The 3,785-nt window shown below is 66.4% G+C and carries 9 protein-coding genes; all 9 read left to right on the top strand.

Annotated elements, in window-relative coordinates:
* Nucleotides 1-304: hypothetical protein (locus Q0R23_RS17575; RefSeq protein ID WP_293915161.1), on the top strand; the 304-nt coding region annotated here is incomplete at its 5' end.
* A gap of 9 nt (nucleotides 305-313) precedes the next feature.
* The gene (locus Q0R23_RS17570; protein ID WP_293915159.1) at nucleotides 314-595 is read left to right on the top strand and encodes a hypothetical protein; all 282 of its coding nucleotides are present in this window, start codon (nucleotides 314-316) and stop codon (nucleotides 593-595) included.
* On the top strand, nucleotides 576-953 hold the full coding sequence (locus Q0R23_RS17565; protein ID WP_293915157.1) for a hypothetical protein: 378 nt from the start codon (nucleotides 576-578) through the stop codon (nucleotides 951-953). The genes Q0R23_RS17570 and Q0R23_RS17565 overlap by 20 nt, the downstream gene beginning before the upstream one ends.
* Nucleotides 940-1,290, top strand: coding sequence for a hypothetical protein (locus Q0R23_RS17560; protein WP_293915155.1), 351 nt, complete (start codon nucleotides 940-942; stop codon nucleotides 1,288-1,290). Before Q0R23_RS17565 ends, Q0R23_RS17560 begins: the two co-directional genes overlap by 14 nt.
* The gene (locus Q0R23_RS17555) at nucleotides 1,287-1,919 is read left to right on the top strand and encodes a glycosyl hydrolase 108 family protein (protein WP_293915153.1); all 633 of its coding nucleotides are present in this window, start codon (nucleotides 1,287-1,289) and stop codon (nucleotides 1,917-1,919) included. Before Q0R23_RS17560 ends, Q0R23_RS17555 begins: the two co-directional genes overlap by 4 nt.
* Before the next feature lie 89 nt (nucleotides 1,920-2,008).
* A complete protein-coding gene (locus tag Q0R23_RS17550; protein WP_293915151.1) occupies nucleotides 2,009-2,650 on the top strand; it encodes a hypothetical protein in 642 nt (213 codons plus the stop codon).
* Nucleotides 2,647-2,871 (top strand): hypothetical protein, encoded by a 225-nt coding sequence (locus Q0R23_RS17545; RefSeq protein WP_293915149.1) that lies wholly within the window; start codon nucleotides 2,647-2,649, stop codon nucleotides 2,869-2,871. The genes Q0R23_RS17550 and Q0R23_RS17545 overlap by 4 nt, the downstream gene beginning before the upstream one ends.
* Nucleotides 2,868-3,212, top strand: coding sequence for a hypothetical protein (locus tag Q0R23_RS17540; RefSeq protein WP_293915147.1), 345 nt, complete (start codon nucleotides 2,868-2,870; stop codon nucleotides 3,210-3,212). Before Q0R23_RS17545 ends, Q0R23_RS17540 begins: the two co-directional genes overlap by 4 nt.
* On the top strand, nucleotides 3,209-3,785 hold a 577-nt coding region (locus Q0R23_RS17535; protein ID WP_293915145.1), incomplete at its 3' end, for a hypothetical protein. The genes Q0R23_RS17540 and Q0R23_RS17535, both read left to right, overlap by 4 nt.

The raw sequence follows: 3,785 nt of genomic DNA, 5'->3' as shown, positions 1-3,785 counted from the left end.
GGTGCCTGTCCCTGAGCCGCCGCCGTGCCGCGTCACAGCCACCTGGAAAGCCGCACGGGGGTTCGACGACGGCCTGATCGGTGCCCCGCTGCGGCTGATCAGCGTCACCACCGGGCGGGGCTGCTCGCCTGCCCGCATCGTCATCACCAACGTCGGAAGCTGGCGGGGCCGCAGTAGTGCGCCGGTCAGCCTCCCACCCGGCACGGTCACGACCTTCGGCCCCTACGCCCTGTACCGGGGCGTGGCCTGGCTCTCCGCCTCCGGCATCCCCTACCCCGTCCCCCTGCCACGAGGTGCCCCGTGAGGAGGCCAGATGCCCAGACGATCCCTACCGGTGCGTGCCCTACGCCGACTCCGACAACTCCCGCGCCTACCCGCTTACGACGTGATGCTGCTGGTACTGACCGTGGCCCTGGCCGCCGCGCTGCTGGTGATCATCGTCCGCTACGCCAGAACAGGCGAGCTAAGTACCGCCGCCGCCGGGATGTTGACCACGATGGTCACGGGCCTGTACACGCTGCTCAAGGCCAGGAGCGGCCAGAAAGACGAGCCCGGCACAAGGGAGGACAAACCTGATGCCCCCAAACCTGATTAGAGCCAGTTATAGCTGGCAAAGCCTGCCTGACCTGCTCGACATCCTGGCTGTGCTGGTGAGTCTGGGCACCGTTCTCGGCGTGACGCTGCTGATGTGGCAGGCAGTTTTTTTGCTCCTGCGCCGTCCACGTCGGCGGTGGTGGAGACGGCTGCTATGGGTCATCGCGCTGAGCGGCCTGACGTATGCAGCCCTGTACATCAAGGGCGCTCCTGCCATCCTCGCCGTCCTGGCGGTGCCCGGCAGCGACGTACCTATCGACAGCATCATCCGCACTACTGCGCTCAACGTCATGCTGCTGGCTGTCGCCTACGTCCTCAACCGCACCAACCTGCTAGGAGACACCGATGCACCCCGCTGACCTGATCGTGCTGGGCCTGATCGTTCAGGGCGGGGTGCTGGGCCACGGTGCGCTGCGGCTGCTGCTGATGCCCGTTCGCCATCGGGCGCTGCTGTCGCTACCGCTGATCGCCGTGGTGGGCTACTACGTGTTCGTGTTTCTGATTCCGCCGTTGACGTTGACCCGGACGTACCCGTTAACAACCTTGATGTGGCTGAACGCCTGGCGCTACGTCGTCCAGGTGCTGAGTTTCAGCCTGGTGGTCGAGGGGCTGATCCTGTTTGTCAACCGCTACGGCGCCCAGATCGGGACACTGGCGGCAGCGCTGCAACTGAGCAAGACCAGGGAGAAAAAATGAGTGATTTTGAGAGGGCGTTGAAAGAGACGTTGAGGTATGAGGGTGGTAAAGTAGACGATTTTAGAGATAGTGGAGGCCGCACAAATCAGGGCGTGACACAACACACATTTGACGCCTGGTGCCGTGACAACGGCGTGGCGAGGCGCGACGTGTTTACTCTCCGGCCCCAGGAACTCAGGGCCATCTACAAAACCGGCTTCTGGGATCCCGTGGCGCCGGGGCGTACCTGGCCGCTGGACGCTGTGCTTTTTGATTGCTCAACCAATCACGGCCCCGGTACGGCCCTGTGGCTACTCGATGAGGTGCGCCACCTGGTCAGCCCCACCGACCCGCGCCGGATGCTGAAACTGGCGCTGCTGGTGTGTGATCGCCGCGCCCGCTTCTATAACTTTCTCGTTCAGCGGCGTCCGGGCCTGGGTGTCTACCTGAGCGGCTGGCAGCGGCGCGTGAACGAGCAGCGGGCGCTGGCGAGGCAGCCAGCAGGTGGCTTCAGCCTGGCCCCGGACGCGCCGCTTGAGCTGGGCAGCCCGGACCTGCACACCCCGCGCACCCCGGACGACTTCGACCCGCTCACCGAGGGGCACGATCCCGGCTGGACGCCCGATCCCGCCGCGCTGAACGGCCTCTGAGCCTGGCCCGCCGCGCCTGCGGGCGCTAACAATTCAACTTCATCCGGCTCTGTCAGTTTCTGACAGGGCCGCGCCGCTGTGGAGGATATATGGACCCGACTCAACTCAACATGGCCTGGCTGATCAGCCTCGCCGCTTCGCCCCTGACCCTCGGCTTCATCATTTTCGGGGTCATCGCCATGCTCAAGCGCGACTACGAGCGCACGCCGGACTACCGCGCCCTGAGCCCCTGGGCCTGGCGCGGCGCAGCAGCGGCGGTAGGGCTAATCGTGAGCCTGCTGCTGCACCTGATCACCGGCAAGGCCACGCTGGGCTACCCCGGCTGGCCCGGCGCCGCCCTGTTCGGCCTGGCGGCGGCGGCATGCGCGGTGCTGGGGCGCGACGGCCTCAAGACCGCGCTCGGCTGGTTGACGACTGGCGGCGCGGCGGTGGTCGTTCAGGATGCGGGCACCGTGACCGTCGACGTGCCACCCGCTCCGGCGGTCAGCCCTGAGCCCGCGCCGGTTGTCACCCCGGCGCCTGCACCGACACCTGAACCCATCCCAGTTCCCGCCCCTGAACCTATCCCTGAGCCCACCCCGCCGCCTGTACCCGTAGCCAACCTGGGCGGCGTCATCATCTATCCGCCCGGCACGCCCGGCATGGAGGCCTTGCTCCATCAGGGTCAGATCATCGGCAGCGTCCTGCCCACTTCAAGCACCATCGTTGCCACCCCGGAGGCTCCCCTATGAACATCACCGACGCCCTGCAATTTGCCAACGAGGTTTTCTCTGCTCTGGGACACGTAGAGCAGGTGTTTCACGATCCGATGTTTCTGGCCCGCTTCGCCAGCCTGGCCGCTGAGGTGGCAGGCGAACTCGCCGGCGCGCACGATGACGAAACCCGGCGCGGTATCTGCCAGGTCGCGGCGCTCCAGTTGACCCACGAGTTCGCCCCCAAGGCCAGCGCATGAAGCGCTTTCTGCTCATTCTCCCGCTGATCCTGGCCTCGTGCGTACCCGCTCTCCAGAAAACCCAGGGCACGGCCAGCGCGTTGAAATTTGACGCGGCGGGCCTGACGTTTGTCAACGGCGACACCGAGGCCGCACTGAAGGTGATTATTGCCATCGACGGCGGGGCGACCACCGACAGCCGCTGCGAGGCGCCGCGTGAGGGCATCCGGGTCTGCCGTCTGGGTGACGTGCCCGCCAATTCTGCCGCCGCCGTCATCGCCCTGACCGGGCCTCTGGTGGACGCCAACGCGACCTGGCGCACGCCTGCGGGCAAGCTGCGCGTGATCGTGGCGGGAAAATGACGCCCTACGGGCTGGGATACATCCCCGATAAGGAGGACGGGCGCGACCATGCGCTGAGCCTCGCGGCGCCAGCCAAACTCCCGGCTCTGATCGATCTGCGGGGCAACCGCAACTATCCGGCGGCCTATGATCAGGGGCAGATCGGCAGTTGCGTGGGCAACGCCGTGGCGTTCGCGGTCAGCCACGCCCTGCACATCCCGGCAGCCAGCAGCACCTTCAGTCAGCTCTCGCGGCTGCAAATTTACTACGGCGCCCGCGACCTGGAGGGCAATGCCGGGCAGGACGTGGGCTGCCAGCTCAGGGACGCTATCAAGGTTGTCGCGAAGCAGGGCGTGGTGGATGAGGCACTGTGGGACTACGAGTCCGCTCATGTCTTCACGCCCCCGCCCGCCGAAATCATCGCCGCCGGGGCCGGGCACGCCGCCGTGCAGTACGCCCGGCTGCTGCCAGACGTGGACATGATCTGTACGGCTCTGGCCTCCGGGCATCCGGTGGTGTTCGGCACGATGGTCTATCCCTCGTTTCTGTCCGATGAGGTTCGGCGCACCGGCAACGTGCCCATGCCGGAAATCG

This window comes from Deinococcus sp. (assembly GCF_025362455.1).
Lineage (GTDB): Bacteria > Deinococcota > Deinococci > Deinococcales > Deinococcaceae > Deinococcus.
The sequence above is the reverse complement of the archived record's forward strand: the minus strand, read 5'-3'. Positions and strand labels throughout refer to the sequence as shown.